Annotated in this window: 14 protein-coding genes and 5 pseudogenes; 1 reads left to right on the top strand and 18 read right to left on the bottom strand. The window is 67.2% G+C overall.

Annotation, left to right across the window (positions count from 1 at the left end; all coding sequences use genetic code 11):
* Window positions 1–7: 7 nt before the first annotated feature.
* The 18 genes and pseudogenes from rpsJ to IT882_RS01850 all read right to left on the bottom strand — a co-directional run bounded on the left by rpsJ (window position 8) and on the right by IT882_RS01850 (window position 21,137).
* The gene (rpsJ, locus tag IT882_RS01925; RefSeq protein WP_013584016.1) at window positions 8–316 is read right to left on the bottom strand and encodes a 30S ribosomal protein S10; all 309 of its coding nucleotides are present in this window, start codon (window positions 314–316) and stop codon (window positions 8–10) included.
* A gap of 444 nt (window positions 317–760) precedes the next feature.
* The gene (locus tag IT882_RS01920; RefSeq protein ID WP_195692932.1) at window positions 761–1,105 is read right to left on the bottom strand and encodes an LPXTG cell wall anchor domain-containing protein; all 345 of its coding nucleotides are present in this window, start codon (window positions 1,103–1,105) and stop codon (window positions 761–763) included.
* A gap of 437 nt (window positions 1,106–1,542) precedes the next feature.
* Window positions 1,543–2,736 carry an elongation factor Tu gene (gene tuf, locus IT882_RS01915; protein WP_195692931.1) on the bottom strand — a complete coding sequence of 398 codons (1,194 nt, stop codon included), beginning with the start codon at window positions 2,734–2,736 and terminating at the stop codon, window positions 1,543–1,545.
* Window positions 2,737–2,897: 161 nt separating this feature from the next.
* Window positions 2,898–5,010, bottom strand: a pseudogene (fusA, locus tag IT882_RS01910) (elongation factor G).
* A gap of 83 nt (window positions 5,011–5,093) precedes the next feature.
* Window positions 5,094–5,564, bottom strand: coding sequence for a 30S ribosomal protein S7 (rpsG, locus tag IT882_RS01905; protein WP_195692930.1), 471 nt, complete (start codon window positions 5,562–5,564; stop codon window positions 5,094–5,096).
* A 5-nt stretch (window positions 5,565–5,569) separates the two neighbouring features.
* Complete coding sequence (gene rpsL / locus IT882_RS01900; protein ID WP_013584051.1) at window positions 5,570–5,938, bottom strand: 30S ribosomal protein S12; 369 nt, start codon at window positions 5,936–5,938, stop codon at window positions 5,570–5,572.
* A gap of 258 nt (window positions 5,939–6,196) precedes the next feature.
* Window positions 6,197–6,763, bottom strand: coding sequence for an FHA domain-containing protein (locus IT882_RS01895; protein WP_229382244.1), 567 nt, complete (start codon window positions 6,761–6,763; stop codon window positions 6,197–6,199).
* A complete protein-coding gene (locus tag IT882_RS01890) occupies window positions 6,732–7,715 on the bottom strand; it encodes a DUF5684 domain-containing protein (RefSeq protein ID WP_195692929.1) in 984 nt (327 codons plus the stop codon). Before IT882_RS01890 ends, IT882_RS01895 begins: the two co-directional genes overlap by 32 nt.
* 57 nt (window positions 7,716–7,772) lie before the next feature.
* Window positions 7,773–8,428, bottom strand: a pseudogene (locus tag IT882_RS01885) (spermidine/putrescine ABC transporter substrate-binding protein).
* A gap of 66 nt (window positions 8,429–8,494) precedes the next feature.
* A complete protein-coding gene (locus tag IT882_RS01880; RefSeq protein ID WP_195692928.1) occupies window positions 8,495–8,953 on the bottom strand; it encodes a hypothetical protein in 459 nt (152 codons plus the stop codon).
* 36 nt (window positions 8,954–8,989) lie between these two features.
* A complete protein-coding gene (locus tag IT882_RS01875; RefSeq protein ID WP_195692927.1) occupies window positions 8,990–9,928 on the bottom strand; it encodes an ABC transporter in 939 nt (312 codons plus the stop codon).
* A 134-nt stretch (window positions 9,929–10,062) separates the two neighbouring features.
* A complete protein-coding gene (locus tag IT882_RS01870) occupies window positions 10,063–10,563 on the bottom strand; it encodes a hypothetical protein (RefSeq protein ID WP_195692926.1) in 501 nt (166 codons plus the stop codon).
* 509 nt (window positions 10,564–11,072) lie between these two features.
* A pseudogene (rpoC, locus tag IT882_RS01865) lies at window positions 11,073–14,976 on the bottom strand (DNA-directed RNA polymerase subunit beta').
* Window positions 14,977–15,022: 46 nt separating this feature from the next.
* Window positions 15,023–18,516: pseudogene (locus tag IT882_RS01860) on the bottom strand (DNA-directed RNA polymerase subunit beta).
* A 238-nt stretch (window positions 18,517–18,754) separates the two neighbouring features.
* Complete coding sequence (locus tag IT882_RS16200; RefSeq protein ID WP_418887803.1) at window positions 18,755–19,741, bottom strand: biotin-dependent carboxyltransferase family protein; 987 nt, start codon at window positions 19,739–19,741, stop codon at window positions 18,755–18,757.
* A 69-nt stretch (window positions 19,742–19,810) separates the two neighbouring features.
* A pseudogene (locus IT882_RS16835) lies at window positions 19,811–20,050 on the bottom strand (carboxyltransferase domain-containing protein); the annotation flags it as partial.
* On the bottom strand, window positions 19,936–20,325 hold the full coding sequence (locus IT882_RS16195) for a carboxyltransferase domain-containing protein (RefSeq protein ID WP_267490559.1): 390 nt from the start codon (window positions 20,323–20,325) through the stop codon (window positions 19,936–19,938). The gene IT882_RS16195 and the pseudogene IT882_RS16835, both read right to left, overlap by 115 nt.
* A 56-nt stretch (window positions 20,326–20,381) precedes the next feature.
* The gene (locus IT882_RS01850; RefSeq protein WP_195692925.1) at window positions 20,382–21,137 is read right to left on the bottom strand and encodes a 5-oxoprolinase subunit PxpA; all 756 of its coding nucleotides are present in this window, start codon (window positions 21,135–21,137) and stop codon (window positions 20,382–20,384) included.
* 32 nt (window positions 21,138–21,169) lie between these two features.
* Between IT882_RS01850 and IT882_RS01845 the strand changes: the two genes are divergently transcribed.
* Window positions 21,170–22,045 carry a spermidine synthase gene (locus tag IT882_RS01845; RefSeq protein ID WP_195692924.1) on the top strand — a complete coding sequence of 292 codons (876 nt, stop codon included), beginning with the start codon at window positions 21,170–21,172 and terminating at the stop codon, window positions 22,043–22,045.
* Window positions 22,046–22,128: the final 83 nt, after the last annotated feature.

The raw sequence follows: 22,128 nt of genomic DNA, 5'->3' as shown, positions 1-22,128 counted from the left end.
GAGGTCCTCAGAGCTTGATCTCGATGTTGACGTCGGCCGGCAGGTCAAGGCGCATCAGCGAGTCGACGGCCTTGGGCGTCGGGTCGATGATGTCGATCAGACGCTTGTGGGTGCGCATCTCGAAGTGCTCGCGGCTGTCCTTGTACTTGTGGGGCGACCGGATGACGCACACGACGTTCTTCTCGGTCGGAAGCGGCACGGGTCCAACGACCGTCGCGCCCGCTCGGGTCACGGTGTCGACGATCTTGCGCGCCGAGCTGTCAAGCCCCGCGTGGTCGTACGACTTCAGGCGAATGCGGATCTTCTGTCCCGCCATTGTCTGCTCACTCTCTTTTCTCGCGTCTTACCTCTGGACCCCGATCGGTTCGGGGCACGGGCATTGGACGCACCGTGGCGCTTGCGCGCCGTGGCACTTCACTCCGCGTGTTGCGGATGCTGCACCGCTGTTCTGATGTCAACCCGGACACTCGCGCATCCGGTCCCGCACGACACGCACGCGTGTCACCCTGGCAAGCAGGGATGATGTGTGGGAAACGTGTTCTGCTGCCCGCGGCCTAGACTCTGCGCTTGCGCGCGTTCTATGCACTGCCCTGGCAGTGATCCGAGCGCACGTCAGTGCGCATCAGAATGTGGAACCTGAACAGTCTACGTGCATCCCGGGCGTGTCGCAAACTCGGAATAGGAGTTGTTCCCGCTCATCCCGCGCACGACGAAGGCCCCCGCCGAAGCGGGGGCCTTCGCTGAGATGTTGCGGTGGCGCTTAGGCGTCCTGGCGCTCGCGGCGAGCCGCGAAGACCGTGACGAGCACGCCGCCGAGCAGCAGCACGCCGCCACCGATCCAGACGCCGAGCATCGAGCCCGCGTCGAAGCCGGTGCTCGCGATCGTCGCGTTGATCGTCAAGGAAATGCTCTCGCTGCCGAGCACACCCTTGAGCTCGTACGAGCCCTGAGCGTTCGTGGGCAGAGTGACCTTGACGGTTTCACCCGCTGCCTTCGACACGGCGGTCGAGGTCGGTGCGGCCTTGACCATGGCGAGGTTGGCCGGGCCGACACCCTCACCGGTCAGCGTGTACTCGACGGTGCCCGTGCCGCTGAAGTCGAACAAGAAGGTCGCCGTTCCCCAGCGGGAATGCTGGTGGTCGCGCCGGACGGCCCAACGGGCGTGTAGGCCATTGCTGCCGTAGGAGCAGCAATGAGGGCGACGATAGCGATGGCTGCCGCCGCGATCTTGGTACGAAGGCTCTTCATGGTGTCTCCCCGAAGTATGGAATAAGTCTGTTGTTGTGGTGTGCCGACATGGTGCGTGGGGCGTTGTGCGCGGAGGCAATTGCTTCCTGAAACAGCCCTCGGCCTCCCCGAGTTCTCCCAGGCTACCCACAGTTTCGTGAATACCACAATCCGGGTCCCGAAGTGGGACGCAATGTTCACCGATTCGAAACACAATGCCGACACCGGATGCCATCCCCAAAACAGGGGGTTCACGGCACGCGAAAGGGGGCCGCCCGCAGAAGCGGACGACCCCTTGTCGACAGGTGTCGAAGATTACTTCAGGATCTTCGTGACCGTGCCGGCGCCGACGGTGCGGCCACCCTCACGGATCGCGAAGCCGAGGCCCTCTTCCATGGCGATCGGCTGGATCAGCTCGACCGTCATGTCGGTGGTGTCACCGGGCATGACCATCTCGGTGCCCTCGGGCAGCGTGATGACGCCGGTCACGTCGGTGGTACGGAAGTAGAACTGCGGGCGGTAGTTCGTGAAGAACGGGTTGTGACGCCCACCCTCATCCTTGGACAGGATGTACGCGGTGCCCTCGAAGTTGGTGTGAGGGGTAACCGAGCCGGGCTTGACGACGACCTGCCCGCGCTCCACGTCCTCGCGCTTGGTGCCACGAAGAAGCAGACCACAGTTTTCGCCGGCCCACGCCTCGTCGAGCTGCTTGTGGAACATCTCGATACCGGTGACCGTGGTCTTCTGCGTCGGGCGGATGCCGACGATCTCGACCTCGGAGTTGATCGCGAGCGTGCCACGCTCGGCGCGGCCGGTGACGACAGTGCCACGACCGGTGATCGTGAAGACGTCCTCGATGGGCATGAGGAACGGCTTGTCCTTGTCACGCACCGGGTCGGGGATGGACTCGTCGACAGCCTCCATGAGCTCGACGATCGAGTTGACCCACTGCTCGTCACCCTCGAGAGCCTTCAGGCCCGAGACGCGGATCACGGGAGCGTTGTCGCCGTCGAAGTCCTGGCTGGAGAGCAGCTCACGGACCTCAAGCTCGACGAGCTCCAGGATCTCCTCGTCGTCGACCATGTCGGCCTTGTTCAGCGCGACGAGCAGGTAGGGAACACCGACCTGCTTGGCGAGCAGAACGTGCTCACGGGTCTGAGCCATCGGGCCGTCGGTGGCGGCGACCACGAGGATCGCGCCGTCCATCTGGGCAGCACCGGTGATCATGTTCTTGATGTAGTCAGCGTGACCCGGGGCGTCCACGTGTGCGTAGTGACGCTTCGGGGTCTCGTACTCGACGTGCGAGATGTTGATCGTGATACCGCGCTGGCGCTCCTCGGGAGCCGAGTCGATCGACGCGAAGTCACGCTGCACGTTGGTGGCCGACGGGTACTTGTCGGCGAGCACCTTCGAGATCGCCGCGGTGAGCGTCGTCTTGCCGTGGTCAACGTGACCGATCGTTCCGATGTTCACGTGCGGCTTGGTCCGCTCGAACTTGGCCTTAGCCACTGGGTCCTCCTCAGGACGGTCATGTAGAAGCTCCGGTCGCTGGATTGCGACCGGCTCTCTACGGGGATGTCTCTCAGTCTAAGCGAGAGCGTGTGTGTGTTTCTGGTGTGAAGTTGTAACCCCGAAGAACCGGATGCCGCGGGCGCGGCATCCGTGGGCGATTACTCGCCCTTGTTCTTCTGGACGATTTCGTCGGCGACGGCCCGGGGGACCTCCGCGTAGCTGTCGAACTCCATCGAGTAGACCGCGCGGCCCGAGGTCTTCGAGCGCAGGTCACCGATGTAGCCGAACATCTCCGACAGGGGAACCAGGGCACGGACGACCTTGACGCCCGCGGCATCCTCCATCGACTGGATCTGACCGCGACGCGAGTTCAGGTCACCGATGACGTCGCCCATGTACTCCTCGGGAGTACGCACCTCGACCGCCATGAGCGGCTCGAGGATGACGGGGTTCGCCTTGCGGATGGCCTCCTTGAAGCCCATCGAACCGGCGATCTTGAACGCCATTTCGGACGAGTCGACGTCGTGCGACGCGCCATCCATCAGGGTCGCCTTGATGCCGACCATGGGGTAGCCCGCGAGCACACCCACGTTCATCGCATCCTGGAATCCCTGGTTGGTCGGCTCGATGTACTCGCGCGGGATGCGGCCACCGGTGACCTTGTTCTCGAACTCGTAGATCTTCTCAGCCGTGACCTCGAGGGGCGCGATCGCGAACTGGATCTTCGCGAACTGACCCGATCCACCGGTCTGCTTCTTGTGGGTGTAGTCGTGACGCTCGACGGTCTTCTTGATCGTCTCGCGGTACGCGACCTGCGGCTTGCCGACGTTGGCCTCGACCTTGAACTCGCGCTTCATGCGGTCCACGAGGATGTCCAGGTGCAGCTCGCCCATGCCCTTGATGACGGTCTGGCCGGTCTCGGAGTTCTGCTCGACGCGGAACGTCGGGTCCTCTTCGGCGAGCTTCTGGATCGCCAGACCCAGCTTCTCCTGGTCAGCCTTGGTCTTCGGCTCGATCGCGACCTCGATCACCGGCTCCGGGAAGGTCATCGACTCGAGGACGACCTGGTTGTCGGCATCCGAGAGCGTGTCACCGGTCGTCGTGTCCTTGAGGCCGATGACCGCGTAGATGTGCCCCGCGGTGACCGAATCGACCGGGTTCTCCTTGTTCGCGTGCATCTGGAAGATCTTGCCCACGCGCTCCTTCTTGCCCTTCGTCGAGTTGACGACGGCCGAACCGGAGTCGAGGTGACCCGAGTAGACGCGGATGTAGGTGAGGCGGCCGAAGAACGGATGCGAGACGACCTTGAACGCGAGAGCAGCGAAGGGCTCCTCGCGGTCGGCGTGACGCTCGATGACCTTCTCTTCGTCCTTGGGGTCGTGCGCCTCGATCGAGGGCACATCCAGGGGCGAGGGCAGGTAGTCCACGACAGCGTCGAGCATCGGCTGCACGCCGCGGTTCTTGAACGCCGAGCCGCACAGGACGGGGTAGGCCTCGCCGGCGATCGTGAGCTTACGGACGGCGCCCTTGATCTCTTCGGGGTGAGCTCTTCGCCACCGAAGTACTTCTCGAGCAGCTCGTCGTCGGTCTCGGCGACAGCCTCGAGAAGCTTCGCGCGGTACTCCTCTGCCTTCTCGACGAGGTCGGCCGGGATCTCCTGGACCTCGTACTTGGCGCCCATCGTCACATCACCCTTGGCGTCACCGGGCCAGACCAGCGCACGCTTGTAGATGAGGTCGATGACGCCGACGAAGTCGTTCTCGACACCGATCGGGATCTGCAGCACGAGGGGCTTGGCCTTCAGGCGGCTGATGATCGTGTCGACCGTGAAGTAGAAGTCCGCGCCGAGCTTGTCCATCTTGTTGACGAAGCAGATACGGGGGACGTTGTACTTGTCGGCCTGACGCCACACCGTCTCGGACTGGGGCTCGACGCCCTCCTTGCCGTCGAAGACGGCGACGGCACCATCGAGCACGCGCAGCGAGCGCTCCACCTCGACGGTGAAGTCGACGTGACCGGGGTGTCGATGATGTTGATCTGGTTGCCTTCCCAGAAGCAGGTGACTGCTGCCGAGGTGATCGTGATCCCGCGCTCCTGCTCCTGCTCCATCCAGTCGGTGGTGGCAGCGCCGTCGTGGGTTTCGCCGATCTTGTGGTTGACACCCGTGTAGAAGAGGATGCGCTCGGTCGTCGTCGTCTTGCCGGCGTCAATGTGAGCCATGATGCCGATGTTGCGGACCTTGTTCAGGTCGGTGAGCACTTCTTGTGCCACGGGGTGTCCTTACGTGTGGTGAGGGATGTCGCGGACTCTGCCGATCCCGCAGGTTCGTGGCCTGCGGGATCGGCAGAGGGGTGTTACCAGCGGTAGTGGGCGAATGCGCGGTTCGACTCGGCCATCTTGTGCGTGTCTTCGCGGCGCTTGACCGCGGCACCGAGGCCGTTCGAGGCATCCAGGATTTCGTTCTGCAGACGCTCGGTCATCGTCTTCTCACGACGACCCTTCGCGTAGCTGACGAGCCAGCGCAGCGCGAGCGTGTTCGCACGGTGCGGCTTGACCTCGACCGGAACCTGGTAGGTCGAACCACCGACGCGGCGGCTCTTGACCTCGAGGGTGGGGCGCACGTTGTCGAGCGCCTTCTTGAGGGTGGCAACAGCGTCCTGGCCGTTCTTGGACTCGACGCCCTGGAGAGCGTCGTAGACGATCGACTCGGCGAGAGACTTCTTGCCGTCGACGAGGATCTTGTTGACCAACTGCGTGACGATGGGAGCGCCGTAGACCGGGTCGTTGACGACGGGACGCTTCGGGGCGGGACCCTTACGAGGCATTGTTCTCAGCCCTTCTTCGCGCCGTAGCGACTACGGGCCTGCTTGCGGTTCTTGACGGCCTGGGTGTCCAGGGCGCCGCGGACGATCTTGTAGCGCACACCGGGAAGGTCCTTCACACGGCCGCCGCGCACCAGCACGAGCGAGTGCTCCTGCAGGTTGTGGCCTTCGCCGGGGATGTAGGCGGTGACCTCGGTGCCGTTGCGCAGCTTCACACGAGCGACCTTGCGCATCGCCGAGTTCGGCTTCTTCGGCGTCGTGGTGTAGACGCGGGTGCAGACCCCGGCCTGCTGCGGGTTCGACTTCAGCGCGGGAGCCTTGGTCTTGCTGACCTTCGGCGACCGCCCCTTGCGAACCAACTGCTGAATGGTTGGCACGTTCTCTCCTTGATTGTGCTGCACGGTGACAGCTCGTGGTTTCACCACAGATCCACCGGCGCGCCAGAAGTCTGTCGCGAGTCGTGTGGTGGATATGCCGTGGGGGTGGCCTGTTCGCAGGCCGTTCCCTGATGCGCGGACTGCGCTTTCCTCGAGCCACGCCACGGCGCAGCACAAGTGGCGCGCAGGCGCACACCCGATCAATGATACGCGCGATGTGAGAGGTCGGTCAAACGCAGGCAGATGCCCGGCCCTGTGTCAACGCGACGCGCGGACCAACCGCAACTCCAGGTCGCCCAGAAGCAGGCGCTCTGCCGCTGGGGCTTCTCCCCCGGGGGCCAGCTCGACCTCGGTCCCGGTGACCGAGACCACGACGACGCCGTTGGTGGAGCCGAGATCGACGACGTGCCACTCGTCGCCGCGCAGCTCGAGGCGAGCATGCGTCTTCGAGACCGTCACGTCGTCAAGCGCGACGAGCTGGGCGCCGGAGTGCGCCGGGTCGGGGGACGGGCGTCGCCCGAGGATCACGACCTGCGAACGCAAGGCGAATTCGTCGCCGCCCGCCGTCACCAGCGACCACCGCGGCCGGTTGCGGTGTGCCAGCAGCGTCGCGTCGAAATCGCCGTCGTCATCCGCAGACGCCGATACCGCCGAGCGGGCCATCCTCGGCGAGCCCGCCACCGGAGAACCGACGATCGCCGACACGGCGCCGGATGTCTCGGGGAACGGTTCCGCATCCGGCCCGGTCGCCCAGTGCTCCCCGTCCGCGACCGGCGGGAACAGGGGCGCGTCCTCATAGGGCGAGCGACCGCTGACGGCCGACACCGGCGCGGGAGCGCCGGGAACGGCATCCGTCACATCGTCGATCGGCTCCCCGACGGAGCGAGCCCGGTCGCGCCGGTCTCGGCCGGGCGCGCCGCACGCGCCGGCGGAGCGAACGGTTCGGGCACGGCCGCCGGTTCGCCCGTGCGCGAGGATGCCGGCTCGTGGTCTCCCGAGGGCGCGGCGATCGCCGGGTCGTCAGCGTGCGACTGCGCGGGCACGGATGCCGCGACGGGTCGCTCCCCCGCCGCAGCAGCGACCGGGGGCGGCGGCGTCGAGGCAACGGGGGAACCGGGGGCGGCGGGCTCTGCTCGGCCTCGGTGAACTCGGAGAGCAGGTCCCACTCGTCCTCGGCAGGGTTCTCAGCGGCGGGCTCGGAGCGGATCTCGGGAGTGGGCTCGGCCCGCGCGAGTGAGCCGACATGAGCGTCGGATACCGCCGGACGATCGAGCGGCGGCGGCGCGAACGGCGAGACCGCGGGCGGTGCCGGTGGGGGCGGCGGCGACGCCGTCACGAGAGTCTCGGGGGCGCCGAAGCCGGTGGCGTCCGGTTCTGCTCCGCGGCGCCGGCGACCTTCTCGTCCGATCCACCGCGCCGAACCGAAGCCGAGGACTGTCGCCCACACCGGGAACAGCAGGGCGGCCAGCACCGTCATCCCGCCCCCGTAGCCGAACGACAGGTTGACCCGGTGAGCTGCAACGATGACGAGAACCGCGACGATGAGCGCACCCAACCCCGGAAGAAGCAGCAGCAGGACCCACCATCCGGGAATTCCGCCGAGAACGAGCAGTGCGGCGAGATTCACGAACGGGACCCACGCCTTCCAGCGCGGCTCACCAGACTTCACGAAGACAGCACCGAGCGCGAGGGCGCACCAGACGTAGAGCGCGATCACCGTCACCGAAACGGGGATCAACAGAATCAGCGCCTGGTTCACCGCGATGCCGTCGGTCATGGCATCCACCCTAGGCGGCGGCGTCCCCCAGGGACGCGACCCGTCGAGCGGAAGCCCTCACTCCCCGATGGCATCACGAGGATCAAACGGCGCGTCGAGCGATCGAGCGAGGTCATCGAGCATCGCCGTGATCTGCGGTTCGACGTACTGACTCACCCCTGCTGGATGCGCAGCCGGTGATGAAGCAGGATCGTGCAGACATCGCGACCGATCATGTTCGCGTAGTCGTCGGCGAGACCGACCTCCTGGCGCAGGGCGGCTTTGGCTTCGGCGCTCAGGGGCGGGAGAGCCGGAACATCGGCGTCCGCCTCATCGGCAAGGCCCGAGATCGTGAACAGGAACGGAGCTCCCGGAACCGGATCGGGGTCCAGGGGCAACCCCTCGAACTCCGGCTCCAGGCCTTCGGCCGGGCGGTAGCTTCGCGCGCGATTGCGGGCCGCCTGCTGGTCGAGTTCGGCCTGCAGCATGGGAAGGTTCTGGGCGGTGTAGTCAGCGACGGCGTGATCGACGATGGTCTTGATGCGCGTCGACAGGCCGTGCTGCACGCCATGCGGAACGTCGGCGCCCAGCCCCGCGGCCGACAGAATGGGCGACCCGAAGCACCGTCGACAGGGAGCCACCCGCCCACGGTGCGTCGCAGGCTCCCAGCGCGGAAGCCAGCGCAGCCAGGCATCCACTGCCTGGCTCACTTCCGTCTCGAGCGAGCGCTCCACCCCTCTACGGTAGCGCCGGAGCCTGCGCGCGCCGCGGCGTTCTCGCACCGTGCGCGTGTCGCTCGGTCATTCCTCGTCCTCCCGCTCCCACGTCCACCGGGCATTCTGGTCTGCCCCGCGCGCCACCGCGACAGCCATTGCCGCAGCGACGACGGCGGCGGCAATGACCACGAGACCGGGCCAGGTCGTCGCAGCACGCCCGACCGCCGACAGCGCGAGCACGGCATCCCCCGAGGCCACGACGGATGCCACGCCCAGCCCACCGAGATACCCGAGGAAGGCAGCGAGGGCGGACCACCCGAGAGTGCCCCACACGCCGGGCGCCGGCATCCGCGCCCAGAGTGTGCCGGCTACCGCGGCAAGCGAGGTCGCGACGGCAACCACCCCGGGAACCTGGCCGAGCCCGGGCGTGACGATCACGTCTTCATCGAGGAGGAGACTCACGATGCCGAACGCCGCGATCAGAACCGCGGCGTACAGCACGGCGCCGGCCGCGGTTGCCGCAGCTCGACGAGCGCTACTCACGATCCACTCGTCCGCTCGGAACCGGATGCGTACGGCTCAGTACTGGTGCAGCTGCGGACCCGCCTCGAGGGTGCGCTCGTACTCGCGGCGCGCTTCGACATTCAGCTCGGTCATGCGCTTGCCGCGGGCGGCGACCCACGAGCCGAACCAGATCGTGAGCTCGCGGCCGATGATGAAGGCGGCGATCGCGAGCGGAGCGAGCAGCTGCCCCTCGACGAGCTCGGCACCCTCTTGGGCCGTGAGGGTCCAGAACGGGGCCTGGAAGAGCTGCCCCAGCAGATGGCCACCGTAGGCTGCGGCACCGACGAGGAGTCCGAAGATCACCCACGCCGCCCAGCGGCCGCGGTTGATGATCGCACCGAGCAGCCAGAACGCGATGAAGAACACCACGACCGGAACCCACAGCGACCAGGTCGCGAGGGCGGCAAGCAGAGCGGTCCCGATGCTGCTGACGGTGACGGAACCGTCGACCAGTCCCAGGCCGACCCACACCGCGAGGTAGAGGACCCCGAACGAGAGCGCCGCGAGCAGGCCGATCGCACCCGCTGCCGCGCGGTTGCCGCGCGGACGCGGCGCTTCGGGGGCCTGAACGAAGATCGGCTGAGCACCGTAGGCGCCGACGCCCGGTTCGCTCGCCGTCACCGCGGTTGCGACAACGGCGGCTTCGTACGCTTCGGTGGGCGCTGCGGTCTCCGCGGCCGCGGACTCGACAACGACGGGCTCCGCCGCGACGGTCTCGACGACCGCGGGCTCGTCAACGCTGGGCGCGGACTCCACGACGACGGGCTCGACCACGACAGGCTCGGCTGCCGGTTCCTGGTCAGACGCGGGTGTTTCCGGCGAACCGGCGGCTTCGGCATCCGCGAGGCTCTCGCGCGCGCTGCCGACGACGTCGTCGACAGGGGGCTCCTCGGCGACAGGCTCGCCGACCGGTTCCTCCACGGGCTCGCCGGGTGTGGGCTTGTCGTCACTCATGCGAAACTCCTCCCGAGGTAGATCCTCGGCTCGCAGACTACCCCGACCCTGGTTCAGATCCGGGGAACGAGGCCGCGCGGATGCTCAGATCGTTCCCCCCACGACCGTTCTGGTGCACCACCGGTCCGCTGACGTCACTGCCAGAGGTGGGTCGCGATCCGTTCGTCATAGTCCTCGGGGTACCACGCGCTTGCCACCGTCGTCACCCACAGCGACCCGTGCACCGCCTGGTGCTCGTCGCCGGCATCGGTTGCGGAGGCGCACACCAGAGTGCCATCCGTCGTCGTGCAGGCGAAACCCTGCCCGCGCAGGGAGGCTTCCGCCATCCCGGCGGCATCCTCGGCGACCGTCGCAAAGGTCGTGACGACCTTCTGCCCGCTGCTGTCGGTCCATGTGCAGGTCCGTGCCGCCGTCGGCGCGAGCGCGGTGACGAGGTCAGTCATGGCCGTCGCCGGTCCCGCCGTGGACTGGCTCAGGATGGCGTCGGATGTCCACGTGAGTTCGTTCCACAGGTCGTTGGGGTACAGGTCGCGGCAGTCGGACGCGGAGACATCGAGTCCCTCGGCAACGACCACATGCGGGGTCGGGGTTGCCGCGAGCATCGTTGCGGCGTTTCCTGCCGTTCCCCCGCCCATGCCACGACGATCGGCATCGCGGGGACGGCGAACCAGACGAGCGCCCCGACGATGGCAAGCGAGAGCACCATCACGGGGATGGCGATGCGGTTGTCGCGACCGGGAACGCGAGCCATGGTGACCTCCGCCAGCAACCGTACGACGCGGCGGCCCGGGAAGCTGGCCGGAACGCTCGCTACGCGCCGAAAAGGTGGCGCGATGTGTCACCAAACGCGCCGTACGCGACAACATGCGCCAACTTTCCCCGATGCCTCCCCGTAGCCAAGACGTAGCGGCATGCCCTGCGCGGGGCTGGCACCGGGTCTGGCAGGAGCCGGCGCCAGCCGGCGAGGGCATGTCCCCGCGCAGGGCACGCCGCGAAGCCGGAATCACGAGCAGAAGCGAGAGTCTCGGGCACGCCGCGGAGCCGGACTCTCATACAGGCGGCACAACCCTCAAGGCATCCGAGCCCCCGGAAAAGGAGCAGGGCCCCGGGAAATCCCGAGGCCCTGCCGTAACCGTGACGACCGTCAGTTGTAGTTGCCGGTGAAGTCGTCGGTCGAGAAGCTGTCGAAGTCGACGAAGCTCAGGTCGGCGTCGCTGTATGCGCCGTCCGAGGCGAAGATGCGGTTGGGGTACCGCTCGCTCTTGGCCTCTTCCGTCGCCTCGACCGCGACGTTGCGATACTTCGCAAGTCCGGTTCCGGCGGGGATGAGCTTTCCGATGATGACGTTCTCCTTGAGGCCGATCAGCGGGTCGCTCTTGCCCTCCATCGCAGCCTGCGTGAGCACGCGGGTCGTCTCCTGGAAGGAGGCGGCCGACAGCCACGACTCGGTCGCGAGCGACGCCTTGGTGATACCCATCAGCTCCGGACGGCCGGATGCCGGGCGCTTGCCCTCGGCGACCGTCTGGCGGTTGATGTCCTGGTAGCGACGGAAGTCGACCAGTTCACCGGGCAGCAGCTTCGTGTCGCCGTGGTCGACGACCGTGACCTTGCGCAGCATCTGGCGCACGATGACCTCGATGTGCTTGTCGTGGATCGGCACACCCTGCGAGCGGTAGACGCCCTGGACACCGTTCACGAGGTACTTCTGCACCTCGCGTGCGCCCTGGACGCGCATGACCTCCTTGGGGTCGAGCGTTCCGACCTGCAGGGGCTGACCGACCGTGACGTGCTGGCCGTCCTCGACCAGCAGCGTCGCGCGCTTGAGCACCGGGTAGACCACTGCCTCGTCGCCGTTGTCGGGCGTGAGGATGATCTTCTTGGACTTCTCGGTCTCGTCGATCGTGATACGACCGTCGAACTCGGCGATCGGCGACGCTCCCTTGGGGGTACGGGCCTCGAACAGTTCCTGCACACGGGGCAGACCCTGCGTGATGTCCTCGGCGGATGCCGAACCACCGGTGTGGAAGGTACGCATCGTCAGCTGGGTACCGGGCTCACCGATCGACTGGGCCGCGATGATGCCGACGGCCTCACCGATGTCCACGATCTTGCCGGTGGCCAGCGACCGGCCGTAGCAGGTCGCGCAGACGCCGACAGCCGAGTCGCAGGTCAGGACCGAGCGCACCTTGATGGAGGTGATCCCGGCAGCAACCAGCTTGTCGATGAGCACGTCACCCACGTCGTCGCCAGCGGCAGCCACGACCTCGCCGCTGTCGGTGACGACATCCGCGGCCAGGGTGCGTGCGAACACCGAGTTCTCGACGTTCGCGTCGCGGACGAGCTTGCCGTCGGAGCCGGGGGCAGCGATCGTGAACTCGAGGCCCTTGGACGTGCCGCAGTCCTCCTCGCGGATGATGACATCCTGCGAGACATCCACCAGGCGTCGCGTGAGGTAGCCCGAGTCGGCGGTACGGAGGGCCGTGTCAGCCAGACCCTTACGGGCACCGTGCGTCGCGATGAAGTACTCCGCCACCGACAGACCCTCGCGGTACGAGGAGATGATCGGACGCGGGATGATCTCACCCTTCGGGTTGTTCACCAGGCCTCGCATACCGGCGATGTTCCGGATCTGCAGCCAGTTACCACGAGCACCCGAGGACACCATGCGGTTGATGGTGTTGTCCTCCGGGAAGTTCGCGCGCATCGCCTTCTGGACCTCGTCGGTCGCCTCCGTCCAGATCTTGATGAGCTCCTGACGACGCTCAGCGTCGGTCGTGAGGCCCTTCTCGAACTGCGACTGGACCTTCGCGGCCTGCTTCTCGTAGCCGGCGACGATCTCTGCCTTGTTCGGCGGCGTGAGGATGTCACTGAGCGCCACCGTCACACCCGAGCGCGTGGCCCAGTAGAAACCGGCGTCCTTGATGCGGTCCAGCGTCGCAGCAACCTCGACCTTGGGGTATTCCTCGGCCAGCTTGTTGACGATCTGGCTGAGCTTGCCCTTGTCGGCCTGCTCACGCACGAACGGGTAGCCCTTGGGCAGCGCGTCGTTGAAGATCGCCTGACCGAGCGAGGCATCCAGCAGCCCGTGCCCCCGGCGCGTAGTGCCGGATTCGTCGACCGAATCCGCGTAGCCCTCGGGGGCGTCGCCCTCGAGGAACGTGAGGCCGGGAACGCGGATACGGACCTTGGCCTGCAGGTCGAGGGTGCCCTCGTCCTTGGCGAGGATCGCCTCCGAGACCGAACCGAACACGCGGCCCTCACCGGTTGCCCCCGCCTTGACCGTGGTCAGGTGGTGCAGGCCGATGATCATGTCCTGCGAGGGCAGGGTGACCGGGCGGCCGTCCGAGGGCTTGAGGATGTTGTTCGAGGCGAGCATCAGGATGCGAGCCTCGGCCTGCGCCTCGACCGACAGCGGCAGGTGGACAGCCATCTGGTCACCGTCGAAGTCGGCGTTGAAGGCTGCACACACGAGGGGTGCAGCTGGATGGCCTTACCCTCCACGAGCTGCGGCTCGAACGCCTGGATGCCGAGGCGGTGCAGGGTGGGTGCACGGTTCAGCAGCACGGGGCGCTCGCGGATGATCTCCTCGAGCACGTCCCACACCTCGGGGCGCGTACGCTCGACGGCGCGCTTGGCAGCCTTGATGTTCTGCGAGTGACCGAGGTCGATCAGGCGCTTGATCACGAAGGGCTTGAACAGCTCGAGTGCCATCTGCTTGGGCAGACCACACTGGTGCAGCTGCAGACGCGGGCCGACGACGATGACCGAACGGCCCGAGTAGTCCACGCGCTTACCGAGCAGGTTCTGGCGGAAACGACCCTGCTTACCCTTCAGCATGTCGCTGAGGGACTTGAGGGCACGGTTGCCGGTACCGGTGACGGGGCGACCCCGACGGCCGTTGTCGAACAGTGCGTCGACGGCCTCCTGCAGCATCCGCTTCTCGTTGTTGACGATGATCTCGGGAGCACCGAGGTCGATCAGGCGACGGAGGCGGTTGTTGCGGTTGATCACGCGGCGGTACAGGTCGTTCAGGTCGCTGGTCGCGAAGCGGCCACCGTCCAGCTGCACCATGGGGCGAAGCTCCGGCGGGATGACCGGGACGACGTCGAGCACCATGGATGCCGGGCTCATGCCGGTCTGCAGGAACGAGTTGACGACCTTCAGACGCTTGATCGCGCGGATCTTGCGCTGGCCCTTACCCTCGGCGATCTGCAGGTGCAGGCTCTCGGCCTCGGCAGCCAGGTCGAAGGCGGCCAGGCGCCGCTGGATCGACTCGGCGCCCATGTGGGCCTCGAAGTACTGACCGAACCGGTCCTGCAGCTCCTGGAAGATCTCGTCTTCAGCCTTGAGCGAGCCGACCTCGAGGGTGCGGAACTCTTCCCACACACGCTCGAGCTTGGCGATCTGGTCGTCGGCCTGCTTGCGGGCCTGCGCCATGTCCTTCTCGGCGGCGTCCTTGACCTTCTTCTTCTGGTCGGACTTCGCACCCTCCGCCTCGAGCGCGGCGAGCTCGTCCTCCAGCTTCTGGAGGCGGGCAGCGATCCGCGCGTCGCGACGGTCGGCGAGCGTCTTCAGCTCGAGACGGATGTTGCTCTCCTGCGTCGCGAGGTCGCGGTGACGAGCATCCTCGTCGACCGAGATGACCATGTACGCGGCGAAGTAGATGACCTTCTCGAGGTCCTTGGGCGCCATGTCCAGCAGGTACCCGAGGCGCGAAGGCACGCCCTTGAAGTACCAGATGTGGGTGACGGGGGCAGCCAGTTCGATGTGCCCCATGCGCTCACGGCGCACGGACGACTTGGTGACCTCGACGCCACAGCGCTCGCAGACGATGCCCTTGAAGCGGACGCGCTTGTACTTGCCACACGCACACTCCCAGTCCCGCGAGGGCCGAAGATCTGCTCACCGAACAGACCGTCCTTCTCGGGCTTGAGGGTGCGGTAGTTGATGGTTTCGGGCTTCTTGACCTCACCGAAGGACCAACGACGGATGTCGTCTGCGGTGGCCAGGCCGATGCGAAGCTGATCGAAAGTTGTTGATTCGAGCACGAGTTCTCAGTTCTCCTGTATCGGAATTCTGTGTTGCCTGGCCGGGTCAGATCTCGTCGATGGACGAGGACTCGAAGCGGCTGGAGATGTTGATGCCGAGTTCTTCGGCAGCGCGGAAGGCATCGTCGTCGGTGTCGCGGAGGTTGACCGCGGTGCCGTCGGCCGAGAGGACCTCGACGTTCAGGCACAGCGACTGCATCTCCTTCATGAGGACCTTGAACGACTCGGGATGCCGGGCTCCTGGATGTTCTCGCCCTTGACGATCGCCTCGTACACCTTGACGCGGCCGAGGATGTCGTCGGACTTGATCGTGAGGAGCTCCTGCAGCGCGTACGCGGCACCGTAGGCCTCGAGGGCCCACACTTCCATCTCACCGAAGCGCTGACCACCGAACTGCGCCTTACCACCCAGCGGCTGCTGCGTGATCATCGAGTACGGACCCGTCGAGCGTGCGTGGATCTTGTCGTCGACGAGGTGGTGCAGCTTCAGGATGTACATGTAGCCGACCGAGATGGGAGCCGGGAACGGCTCTCCCGAGCGCCCGTCGAACAGCTGCGTCTTACCCGTCGAGTCGATCAGGCGGACGCCGTCACGGTTGGGCAGCGTCGAGTCGAGCAGGCCAGCCAGCTCGGACTCGTACGCGCCGTCGAACACGGGCGTCGCGACCTTCGTGCCGGGGGCTGCTTCCCGTGCGATCTCCGGCAGACGCGCTGCCCACTCGGGGTTTCCCTCGACCTTCCAGCCCTGCTTGGCGATCCATCCGAGGTGGAGCTCGAGCACCTGGCCGAAGTTCATGCGGCCGGGGATACCGAGCGGGTTCAGGATGATGTCGACCGGCGTGCCATCGGAGAGGAAGGGCATGTCTTCGACGGGGAGGATCTTCGCGATGACACCCTTGTTGCCGTGACGGCCGGCGAGCTTGTCACCTTCGGTGATCTTGCGCTTCTGGGCGATGTAGACCACGACGCGACGGTTCACGCCGGAACCGAGCTCGTCGTCACCGTCTTCGGCGTTGAACTCCTTGACCGCGATGATCGTGCCCTGCTCGCCGTGGGGAACCTTCAGCGACGTGTCGCGAACCTCACGGCTCTTCTCGTTGAAGATCGCGCGCAGCAGTCGCTCTTCGGCCGACAGCTCGGTCTCACCCTTGGGTGTGACCTTGCCGACGAGGATGTCGCCGGGGCGAACCTCGGCACCGATGCGGATGATGCCGCGCTCGTCGAGATCCTTCAGCAGGTCGGGGCTGACGTTGGGGAGATCACGCGTGATCTCCTCCTTGCCGAGCTTGGTGTCGCGGGCGTCAACCTCGTACTCCTCGATGTGAATCGAAGAGAGGGTGTCGTCCTTCACCAGGTCCTGGCTGAGGATGATCGCGTCCTCGAAGTTGTGCCCTTCCCACGTCATGAACGCGACGAGGAGGTTCTTTCCGAGGGCCAGCTCGCCGTTCTCGGTCGCGGGGCCATCGGCGATGACCTCGCCGGCCTCGATGCGGGCGCCGGCTTCGACGATCACGCGCTGGTTGTAGCTCGTGCCCTGGTTGGAGCGGTCGAACTTGCGCAGGAAGTACTCGTCGATCCCGCCCTCGTCCGTCTGCACGGCGACGACATCCGCCGAGACCTCGATGACAACACCGGCGCGCTTGGCGGTGACGACGTCACCGGCGTCGATCGCAGCGAAGCGCTCCATACCGGTTCCGACGACGGGCGAGTCGCTGCGCAGCAGCGGCACGGCCTGACGCTGCATGTTCGCACCCATGAGGGCGCGGTTCGCGTCGTCGTGCTCGAGGAACGGGATGAGCGAGGTCGCCACCGACACCATCTGGCGCGGCGAGACATCCATGTAGCCGATGTCCTCGGCGGGAACGAGCTCGACCTCGCCACCCTTGGAGCGGGCCAGGACGCGCGTCTCTTCGAAGTGACCGTCGGCCTTCAGCGGCGCGTTGGCCTGGGCGACGATGAAGTCGTCCTCCTCGGCGGCGGTGAGGTAGTCGATCTGATCGGTGACCCGCCCCGCGACGACCTTGCGGTACGGGGTCTCGATGAACCCGAACGCGTTGATCCGCGCGAAGGATGCGAGCGAACCGATCAGGCCGATGTTCGGGCCTTCCGGCGTCTCGATCGGGCACATGCGGCCGTAGTGCGAGGGGTGGACGTCACGAACCTCGACGCCTGCGCGCTCACGGGACAGACCACCGGGGCCCAGGGCCGACAGGCGACGCTTGTGGGTCAGACCCGCGAGCGGGTTGTTCTGGTCCATGAACTGCGACAGCTGGGACGTTCCGAAGAACTCCTTGATCGCGGCGACGACGGGGCGCACGTTGATCAGGGTCTGCGGCGTGATCGCCTCGATGTCCTGCGTCGTCATGCGCTCGCGAACGACGCGCTCCATGCGCGACAGACCCGTGCGGACCTGGTTCTGGATGAGCTCACCCACGGCCCGGATGCGACGGTTACCGAAGTTGTCGATGTCGTCGATGTCCATGCGGATCGTGGCCGGCTTGCCCGAACGCATGCCCTCGAAGCTCTCGTCACCGCGGTGCAGGCGGACGAGGTACTTGATGGTCGCGACGATGTCTTCGACCGTGAGCACCGAGTCGCTGAGCGGACCCGACAGGCCGAGCTTCTGGTTGATCTTGTAGCGACCGACCTTGGCGAGGTCGTAGCGCTTGGAGTTGAAGTAGAAGTTGTCCAGCAGCGCGCGAGCGGCCTCGGCAGCGACCTGCTCGCCCGGACGGAGCTTGCGGTAGATGTCGCGGAGGGCATCTTCCTTCGTGAGGATCGTGTCCTTGGACAGGGTCTCTTCGATGGAGTCGAAACCGGCGAACTCCTCGAGGATCTGCTCGCTGGTGAGGCCCAGCGCCTTGAGGAAGACCGTGACCGACTGCTTGCGCTTGCGGTCGATGCGCACGCCGACCTGGTCGCGCTTGTCGATTTCGAACTCGAGCCACGCGCCGCGGCTCGGGATGATGCGCGCCGAGACGATGTCCTTGTCGCTGGTCTTGTCGGGCGTCTTGTCGAAGTAGACACCGGGCGACCGCACCAGCTGGGAGACGACGACACGCTCGGTGCCGTTGATGATGAACGTTCCCTTGTCGGTCTGGAGCGGGAAGTCGCCCATGAAGACCGTCTGGGTCTTGATCTCACCGGTCTGGTGGTTCATGAACTCGGCCTCGACGTACAGGGGCGCGGCGTAGGTCTTACCGCGCTCCTTGCACTCTTCGATCGAGTACTTCTCGGGCTCGAGGTAGGGGTTGGTGAACGAGAGCTGCATCGTCTCGCTGAGGTCCTCGATCGGCGAGATCTCCTCGAAGATCTCCTCGAGGCCACTCTTAACCGAGATATCGGTGCGGCCGGCCGCCTGAGCCTCGGCGAGGCGGGCCTTCCACGTTTCGTTTCCGACGAGCCAATCAAAGGACTCGGTCTGCAACGCCAGCAGGTCGGGGACCGTCAGCGTGTCGGAGATTTTTGCGAACGAGAGGCGGGATGCTCCGCGGCCGTTCTTGAGGGATGTGGTGGTGGTTGCGTTGCGCGCAGCAGCCAAGGGGATTACCTCCGTGGGCCCGGGCGGGGCACTATCCTTGTCGTCAGGTGAAGCGTTCGGTCCTCCCCGAAAACCCGCGCGTCTCGCACCGCATCGAGCGGGGACACGCAGGCACAGCCGACCACCATATGAGGGCAGGGGGAATCCAAGAGCGCAACCACCAACTATACGCGTTCCGGCACGCCGTGTCCAGCGGGATTCTTGACGAGTCGAAATCGGTGCGGTATAAAGTGCGCTCTCAGTAGCGAGGCGCGTGCCGGAAGTGCACGGTTGTGCCGGGCCCCGCTTGGCCGAGCAGGTCGAGGTCGGCATCCAGAACCGTCGCGATGACCGCGTAGCCGCCCGTCACGGGTCCGTCGGCGAGCAAAATCGTCGGCGAGCCCGACGGGGGCACCTGGATAGCCCCGGGAACCATCCCCTCGCTCGGCAGCTCCGCGGCATCCGTTCGCTGCAGTCGCGGCCCCTCGAGCCGCATGCCGACCCGGTCGGCTGCCGCACCGACGGTCCACGTCGCCTCGAACAGCGCCTTCTCGGACGCGGGGGCGAAGGCGTCAGCGCGGGGCCCGGGAACGAGGCGGATGACCAGGTCCGGGGGCGGCGGGCTCCACGGCGCAAGATCGGATGCCGGGACGTCGCCGGTCTCGGCCGACCCGCCGGCGAGCACGGCGCCGGCACGAAGCGGTGCGGGCCCGAGGCCTGCGAGCGTGTCGGTGGCGGCCGAGCCGAGAACGCGCGGGGCCTCGATTCCACCCCGGACGGCGAGATACGCGCGGACCCCGGCCGAGACCCACCCCACCCGCAGGCGCTCCCCCCTCCGCCACAGCTGCGCGATGCCGTGATCGATGTCCCGTCCGTCGATCGTGAGGGCACCCCATGCGCCGGTCACGGCGATCCAGGCGTCGGTGAGCGCTTCGGCCTCGAAGCCGCCGGCGGTGATCTCCAGGCCCGCTGCATCCTCGGGGTTGCCGACCAGCCGGTTGGCGGTGCGGAGCGCGGTGCGATCGAGCGCGCCTGACACCGAGACTCCCAGCGACCCGACACCCGGGCGCCCGGCATCCTGGATCGTTGCGAGCAGTCCCGGCTCCTCGATCCGCAGCACGCGCTCGGCGGGTCCCCCGTGAGCGGCGGTCCGGTGCGGGTCCGGAGCATCTGGGCGGCGCTGATGCGCAGAGCTGCCGCGCGTGCCGGCCGGAAGGTCGGCCTCCGCGCGGAATCGGACGCGTATGCCGGGGCGCAGGAGGGCCGGGGATGCCGCATCCGGATCGAACAGCGGTGCGGATGTGGCGCCGATGAGCCGCCAGCCGCCGGGGGTCGACCGCGGGTAGGCGCCCGAGAAGCTCCCCGCCAGGCCGACCGAGCCCGCCGGCACACGCGTGCGCGGCGACGCGAGGCGGGGCACCTCGAACGGCCAGTCCTCGCTCACGAGGTACCCGAACCCGGGCGCGAAGCCCGTGAACGCGACGGTCCACGTGGCGGCCAGGTGCGCCGACACGAGGTCGGCGGGACGGATGCCGAGCAGAGCCGCGGTCTCCTCGAGGTCTGGCCCGTCATACCGGATGCCGATCTCGATGTCCGGGTCGCCGGGCGCGGGGGCTGCGGCGATGCCTCGGGCGTCGCGGCGGCGAGCGCGTCGGCGAGGGACTTCTCGATCCAGGCGCGGACGACGGACGCCGCGACCCGACTCGGCGTGAACCGCACCAGGACGGTCCGTGCGGCGGGGACGAGATCGACGACACCGTCGGGGCGGGAGAGCTCGAGCCGCTCCCGGAGGGCGATCACGACCCGCAGCGCCTCGGCCGAGCCGAGCACATCCGGAACCTCGGCGAGCAGTCCCGTGTCGCCGAAGAGCCGGACCGTGGGGCTGATCACCACGGCGCTCGCACCGTCACGGATGCCGCCTCCAGCGCCGCGCGCACGGCCCGAGCGGCCGCGACCGACGCCGACGAGTCACCGTGCACGCAGAGGGAGGCAGCTGTCACCGCCACGCTCGTTCCGTCGACCGCCACGACCGTGCCCTCCCGGGCCAAGCTCACGGCCCGGGAGGCCGCCAGAGCCGGATCCTCGACGAGGGCGCCGGGCTGATCGCGGGGAACGAGGGTCCCGCCCGGGGTGTATCCGCGGTCGAGAAACGCTTCCTCGACGACCTCGAGACCGAGCTCACCGGCGGCCGTCGAGATCTCCCCCGACATCCCCAGGATCGGCACGCGGCGACCGAGCCGGACTGATAGCTCCGACACAGCCGCGGCGAGCGCCGCCGCGTGCGCGGCATCCGTCGTCACGGCGTGATAGAGCGCGCCATGGGGTTTGACGTAACGGATGTCGGCGCCGACGTCCGCCAGCGCATCCAGCTGCGCGAGCACTGCCGTCCGAAGCTCGATCGCCGCCATCGCACGGGGCCGCCGCCCGAATCCGGGTCGGTCGGGGTAGGAGGGATGGGCGCCGATCGCCACACCGAAGCGCGCGGCACGCTCGACGGCCTCGGCCATGGAGCGCACGTCCCCGGCGTGACCCCCGCACGCGACGTTCGCGCTGGAAATGACGGCGAACAGCGCCTCGTCATCGGCTGTCGGCACCCCGTCGACCGTCTCGCCGAGATCGGCGTTGAGATCGATGGCGCTCATGCGACCACGGTACGCCGGTCTACGGTGGAGGCGTGGCCCGAGCGCACGTCGAAGCCCCGCCGCCGCAGGTGCGGTTGTCGGATGGGTCTCTGGCGCGCATCCTGCCGTCGGCGTTCGCCACCGGGTGGGAGTTGGAGGTGGGCGGCACACCGCAGTCCCATGTCGACCTCGACGACCCGACCCATCTCCACTTCGAGTACGTCGCACGGATGGGCGCGGTGATCGATCAGCTCGGTGATCCGGGGGCGCCCCTGACCGCCATCCACCTCGGCGCCGGCGCCTACACTCTTGCGCGCTACATCGACGCAACCCGGCCGGGCTCGCGTCAGCAGGTCATCGAACTCGAACCCGCGCTGGTCTCGCTCGTTCGCGAACACCTGCCGCTGCCTGCCGGATCGCGCGCCGGCGGCTCCATCCGCACCCGAACGGGCGACGCGCGCGATGTGCTCGAACGGATGCCGACCGGCATCCGCGGTCAGGCAGACCTCGTGGTCGCAGACATCTTCCACGGCGCTCGCACACCCGCGCACGTGACCAGTGTCGAGTTCTACCGCCTCGCGGCGCGCTACCTCACCGACTCGGGCGTGCTGTTGGTCAATGTCGCCGACGGCCCCGGGCTCGCCTTCGCGCGCCGTCAAAGCGCAACCATTCGCAGCGAACTCCCCCACGTCGCGCTCCTCGCGGAGGTTCAAGTACTCAAGGGGAGGCGCTTCGGGAACATCGTGATCGCGGCTTCCCGAGCGCCGCTGAAGGCCGACTGGCTCCCTCGGCTGATGGCCGCCGGTCCGCACCCCGCGAAGGTGGCTCAGGGGGCGGAAGTCGACGCGTTCGTCGCTGGGGCGCGCATCGTCACCGACGCCGACGCCGTCGCGTCGCCGGCACCCTCGGCCTCGTTGTTCGACCGCTGACGGCGTGGGAAACCGGCGCCGCGCGCCATCGCGGCCACAATGAAAGCGCATCGCGTGTGGGGCGAGGTGCGGCGAGGATGCGG

Origin of the sequence: Microbacterium schleiferi (assembly GCF_015565955.1) — a bacterium.
In the GTDB taxonomy this organism is placed as follows: domain Bacteria; phylum Actinomycetota; class Actinomycetes; order Actinomycetales; family Microbacteriaceae; genus Microbacterium; species Microbacterium schleiferi_A.
Note: the sequence above shows the minus strand (reverse complement) of the source record. Positions and strands in the feature narration are given on the sequence as shown.